Origin of the sequence: Rhizobium cerradonense (assembly GCF_030182455.1) — a bacterium.
GTDB lineage: Bacteria > Pseudomonadota > Alphaproteobacteria > Rhizobiales > Rhizobiaceae > Rhizobium.
The window spans coordinates 1-4,180 of the sequence record NZ_JAQJCK010000056.1 but is presented as its reverse complement, the minus strand read 5'-3'; the positions used below and the strand labels follow the sequence as shown (position 1 = coordinate 4,180).

Annotated in this window: 5 protein-coding genes; 4 read left to right on the top strand and 1 reads right to left on the bottom strand. The window is 58.5% G+C overall.

What is annotated here, in order from left to right; translation table 11 throughout:
• Window positions 1-260: hypothetical protein (locus PH547_RS33505; protein ID WP_483315601.1), on the bottom strand; the 260-nt coding region annotated here is incomplete at its 3' end.
• Window positions 261-367: 107 nt separating this feature from the next.
• Between PH547_RS33505 and tnpA the strand changes: the two genes are divergently transcribed.
• The 4 genes from tnpA to PH547_RS33485 all read left to right on the top strand — a co-directional run.
• Window positions 368-805, top strand: coding sequence for an IS66-like element accessory protein TnpA (gene tnpA, locus PH547_RS33500; protein WP_184806376.1), 438 nt, complete (start codon window positions 368-370; stop codon window positions 803-805).
• Window positions 789-1,142 (top strand): IS66 family insertion sequence element accessory protein TnpB, encoded by a 354-nt coding sequence (gene tnpB, locus PH547_RS33495; RefSeq protein WP_184806381.1) that lies wholly within the window; start codon window positions 789-791, stop codon window positions 1,140-1,142. Before tnpA ends, tnpB begins: the two co-directional genes overlap by 17 nt.
• Before the next feature lie 71 nt (window positions 1,143-1,213).
• A complete protein-coding gene (tnpC, locus tag PH547_RS33490) occupies window positions 1,214-2,809 on the top strand; it encodes an IS66 family transposase (protein WP_184806384.1) in 1,596 nt (531 codons plus the stop codon).
• A 626-nt stretch (window positions 2,810-3,435) separates the two neighbouring features.
• Window positions 3,436-4,180 (top strand): reverse transcriptase domain-containing protein (locus PH547_RS33485; RefSeq protein ID WP_285170463.1); only part of this gene is annotated, 745 nt, incomplete at its 3' end.

The window sequence follows — 4,180 nt, the reverse complement described above, 5'->3', positions numbered from 1 at the left end:
CTGCTTCCGTATGAAAGACTTCCCGGCATGCACAGGGTCTCCGACCGCGCGGGATCGGGGCATGGCTTGCGATTGACGCCATGCACCGTGTTGCCTTCCGCTTCGCTTAACAGCGTCGGCATCCCGGATTTTTCATTTCGCGGCTCTATGGCTGGCCTGCCGGTTTCCCCTGTCAACGCTTCGACGCATACCTCGCGATGTGCGCCGCATGACTCGGGGTCAGAGTGATTCGCCACTTCTTCTCCGTACTGAACTTTCATCAACTATCTTTCATCGGCTTTGCAGCCGCACTAAGCGCGCAAATCGCTGCACCTGTTCATTGACTGAGCGTTGAGCGAATCTGTGTCCACAACGGAGACTGTGGACAATGAGACTGGATGGCGCGGGATTTTCAGGAGAGCTTCGGGTCGTCAAGGTTCTTCGCAATGGCAAGCGGCGGTTTGATCCGGTCGAGAAGGAGCGCTTGATCGACGCATGCCTTGAGCCGGGGGTATCGGTTGCAGGGCTTGCGCTGAAGTACGGGGTGAACGCCAATCAGTTGCGCAACTGGATCAAGCTGCGTCAGCGCCGGCAGGCGGAGAAAGCGTTGACGGTTATGCCTTGCGCACCGTCGGCCTTCGTTCCGGTGGTTGAGGCAGCGCCGACTGCGAGGCCGCCGGCCGCGGCGGCTCGGCCGACATCGACAGGGGTGCGGTTGAAGGCGAGGCTACCGAATGGTGTGCGGCTTGAGCTTGAAGATGCGGATGTTCAAGTTCTGTCGGCAATGATCGAAGCGTTGGGGCGTTGCGATGTTCCGGCTGGCTGATGATCTGCGCGTCTATCTTCACCGGGATCCGATCGACTTTAGGGCCGGGATCAACAGCCTTGCGATCCTGGTCGAGCAGTCTATGGGCCTCAATCCGTTCGAGCGCGCGGTGTTTGCCTTCTGCAACCGTCGCCGTACCCGGATGAAATTGCTGTTTTTTGATCGATCGGGCTTTGTGTTGGTGTTGAAAGCGCTGACCGAAGACAAGTTCCGCTGGCCTCGGCGACAGGAGGCTGTGGTGTCGCTTGATGCCGAGCAATTGCACTGGCTTCTCGACGGCATTGATCTCGACGCGATGGTTCGCCATCCGGTGCGGCAATATGAATTTGTCGGGTGAATTCGGCGCAAACGCAGAGCGTTTGTCGCAGGCCTGTTGACGCAGGGGGCCGGTTCAGATTCAAGAATGCGATGACTAGAACCGGCACCCCGACCATTGAAGAATTGATGGCGCTTTTGGCGACGAATGCAGCCGAGATTGCCGCGCTGAAGGCTGAGAAAGATATCCTCGCGCAGCGGGTCTTCAAGCTTGAGGAAGAGCTGGCGCTGGCGCAGTTGCATCGCTTTGCGCCGCGCAGCGAAAAGCACATCGATCGCCTCTTCAACGAAGCCGAGCAGGCCGCCCTTGAGGGAGATGCAGACGAGGACACCGACGAGGCGGATGCCGTCGCTCTACCGGACACGGGATTGCCGGAGATCGAAAAGCCGCAGGGCAAGAAACCCGGCCGCAGGCCGTTGCCGGCAAACCTGCCGCGTCAGCGCGTCGAATATGACCTTGCCGACGATCAGAAGGTCTGTCCGTGCTGCTGCCACCCGATGCATCGCATGGGCGAACTGGTCACAGAACAGCTTCACATCGAGGTGAAGGCGAAGGTTCTGCAGAATGTCCGGGCAAAATATGCGTGCCGCAACTGCGACCGGACCGGGATCAGCACGCCTGTTGTCATCGCGCCGATGCCGAAGCAGCCCTTGCCTGGCAGCGTCGCCACGGCCTCGACGCTGGCCTTCGCGCTCGTTCATAAATACGTCGACGGCACGCCGCTCTATCGCTTGAGCCAGGCCTTTGAGCGTGCAGGCGTTCCCGTCAGCCGTGGCGCTCTCGGCCATTGGGTGATCGGTTCGAGCGAGAAACACCTCGTTCGTATCTATGACGCGCTGAAACTGCGGCTCCAATCGCAGACGATCATCCATGGTGACGAGACCACGGTTCAGGTGCTGAAGGAAGCGGGCAAGGACCCCACCAGCACGTCGTATATGTGGGCCTTTCGCAGCGGCGAAGACAGTAAACAGCCGATCGTGTTGTTCGATTATCAGCCCGGTCGCGGACAGGAACACCCGCAGGCCCTCCTTGGCGACTACCGCGGCATCCTGATGAGTGACGGCTATCAGGCCTGGCGCACGTTGAAAGGCGCCACGCATGTCGGGTGCCTGGCCCATGCCAGGCGGAAGTTTGTCGATGCCCTCAAGGCGCGCAAGAAACCCGGTGGGCCGCCCGCGCAGGCCATCAAGTTCTTCGACCAGCTCTACCGGATCGAAAGGCAGGTGCGGGACGAAAAGCCCGACGACGGCGAAACGCGAGATCACTACATGCGTCGCTTTCGCCAGAAACATAGCGTTCCGGTCCTTTCCGCCCTCAAGGAATGGCTCGACAAAATCGCGCCAACGGTCGTGCCCGACACCAAACTTGGCGATGCCGTCTCCTATACGCGCAATCAATGGGAATATCTGACCCGCTATACCGACGACGGCAGGATGCCGATAGACAACAACATTCTCGAACGGGACATCAGAATTTTTTGTACCGGACGAAACAGCTGGCTGTTCAGCGACACACCTGCCGGCGCCAAAGCCAGTGCCGTCGTCTATAGCCTGATGTTGACTTGCCGGGCCTGTGGCGTCGAGCCATTCGCATGGTTGAAATACGTCCTCACCGTACTGCCGCAGCGTTCCGACAACGCCGACATCGAGGACCTGCTGCCCTTCAACTTCAAAAAACAGACCGCCTGAGCCGCAGCCACTTCAAGCCGCTTTACGACGTGCAGCAAAATGCGCGCTTAGTGCGGCTGCAAAGCCGATGAAAGATAGTTGATGAAAGTTCAGTACGGAGAAGAAGTGGCGAATCACTCTGACCCCGAGTCATGCGGCGCACATCACGAGGTATGCGTCGAAGCGTTGACAGGGGAAACCGGCAGGCCAGCCATAGAGCCGCGAAATGAAAAATCCGGGATGCCGACGCTGTTAAGCGAAGCGGAAGGCAACACGGTGCATGGCGTCAATCGCAAGCCATGCCCCGATCCCGCGCGGTCGGAGACCCTGTGCATGCCGGGAAGTCTTTCATACGGAAGCAGCGATATCTCATCGGTGTCCAGTGCAAATGGACTGGACGGGACTGGGAAGGTCGTTGACCGCAAGCCAGTCATCGACGCTGATGAGAAGTCGGATACACCCATAGTACCGGGGAAGTTGCCGAACAAGGGAGATGATCCTGCGGAGGCAATGGAGGGAAGGGGTGTAGTCGGAGGGAACGCCTTCGAAACTCCAGCGTGCCGGACACAGAGCCGGATCAAACACGTTTCGATGGGGATCGACGGTGTACGGGAGGCCGCCAAGCGGAACCCGAAGATGCGTTTCACGTGCACGAATTACATCGGGAAATTCAATCCGGTGCATATCGCGCACAGCCGTCCCGACGGGTCTACATTCCGAAGAATGACGGAAGACTACGTCCCCTCGGTATTGCAGCGTTGGAAGAAAAGGTCGTGCAGATGGCCGTGTCCACGGTTCTGAGCGCGATCTATGAGCAAGACTTCCTCGGCTTCTCATACGGGTTCCGGCAAGGAAGGGGGCAGCATGACGCGCTGGACGCCTTGTGGGTTGGGATCGACAAGCGGAAGATCAACTGGATACTGGACGCGGATATTCGCTCGTTTTATGATGAAATCGATCACGAGTGGATGCTTCGTTTCCTGTCACATCGAGTAGGTGACCGCCGGCTGATACGTCTGATCCACAAATGGTTGAAAGCGGGCACGATTGAGGATGGCCGCCGCGTCGCATCAACGCGAGGAACTCCTCAAGGTTCTGTAGTTAGCCCCGTGCTATCCAATATCTACCTGCATTACGCATTGGATTTATGGGTCCAGCAATGGCGTACTCGAAATGCTAAAGGCGACGTGATCATTGTACGTTATGCCGACGACAGCGTGATTGGGTTCCAGTACGAAGGAGAGGCGCAGCGCTTCCTGCAAGAACTGCGGGAGCGTCTCGCCCAGTTTGGCTTGCAACTGCACCCGGAAAAGACGCGGCTGATACGCTTTGGGCGGTATGCTGTGCAACAATGCCGGGAACGTAGTATCCGCAAGCCAGAGACCTTCGACT